This is a genomic window from Allorhizocola rhizosphaerae, from assembly GCF_003426775.1.
Lineage (GTDB): Bacteria > Actinomycetota > Actinomycetes > Mycobacteriales > Micromonosporaceae > Allorhizocola > Allorhizocola rhizosphaerae.
On sequence record NZ_QJUG01000481.1, the window covers coordinates 1 to 1,222 of the forward strand.

Below are 1,222 nucleotides of genomic sequence, written 5' to 3' on the forward strand. Positions count from 1 at the left end.
GGCGCGGGGCTGGCCGGCTCGACGAGCGCTTCGCGCAGCAGGTGCCGGGCCGTGGCCGCGTCCATGCGCTGCGCCGGGTCCTTCTCCAGCAGTCCAATGAGGACATGCGCGAGCCGTCCCGACCGGTGCGGTGGTGGCACGGGCTCGGTGGCCAGCGCGGTGAGCGTCTCCATCGTGGTGGGCCTGGCGAAGGGCGGGCTGCCCTCGGCCGCCGCGTACAGGGTCGCGCCCAGCGACCACAGGTCGGCCGGGGGTGACGTGCTGCCGTCGCGGGCCCGTTCCGGTGCGAGATAGGCCGGCGAGCCCAGCAGCAGGCCCGTGCTGGTCACAAACGGATCGCCCGGCACGGTGGCGATGCCGAAGTCGGTGAGCACCGCGCGGCCGTCTGCGGCCAGCAGGATGTTGCCCGGCTTGACGTCGCGATGCACGACACCGGCCTCGTGCGCCGCTTGCAGCGCCTGCAGAAGCTGCAGCCCGATCAGCGCGACCTCGCGCACGGGCAGCGGGCCGCCGGCCATGGCGTCGTCCAGCGAGCGGCCGGGCAGATACTCCATGACGATCCACGGATCGCCGCCATCCACCTGGACGACGTCGAAGATGCGCACCACGTTGGGGTGATTCAGGCGGGCGACGGCGCGGGCCTCGCGCATCGAACGGGCCTGCAGCTCGCGGCGTTCCGCCTCGGTGAGCTCGGGCGGCACGACCAGCTCCTTGATCGCGACATCGCGGCGCAGCACCTCGTCGCGGGCCCGCCACACCCGGCCCATGCCGCCCTCGCCCAGCGCGTGCAGCAGGCGGTAGCGGTCGGCGACGCGCTGCGAGTGGGCCGTGGGCATGCTTCCTGGTACCCACAAAAATAAAGATCACACGAGTGTCCACTATGGACACCCGACGGGCTTGGTCAGAGCGGCAGCTTGATGCTGGGCAGCGGCAGGCTCGGTAACAGGCTGGGCAGCGGCGGCAGGAGGCCACCGCCACCGCTGCTGGACGACGGCTGCGGCGACCCCGGCACGGAAGGTGTGGGCAGCGGGAGCCCACCGGACGGCGCGGGCGCGGGGATCGGCAGGCCCGGCTCGCCGCTGGGCGCCGGCACGACCGTGCCCAGCCTGACCCGCGCGGTGTTGAGCAGGTCGCGGACCACGGCCAGCTCGGCCTGTAACTGCTGCACCTCGGTCAGCGACTTGACCTTGCCGATGAGCCCCTCGGCCTCGTTGACTTTGCG

2 protein-coding genes are annotated in these 1,222 nt (G+C 72.7%); both read right to left on the bottom strand.

Annotated features, from left to right (window positions below; genetic code table 11):
• A partial coding sequence (locus DM816_RS41935) for a serine/threonine-protein kinase (RefSeq protein WP_162908440.1) occupies nt 1-836 on the bottom strand: 836 nt, incomplete at its 3' end.
• A 65-nt stretch (nt 837-901) separates the two neighbouring features.
• Nucleotides 902-1,222 (bottom strand): hypothetical protein (locus DM816_RS41940; RefSeq protein WP_211589095.1); only part of this gene is annotated, 321 nt, incomplete at its 5' end.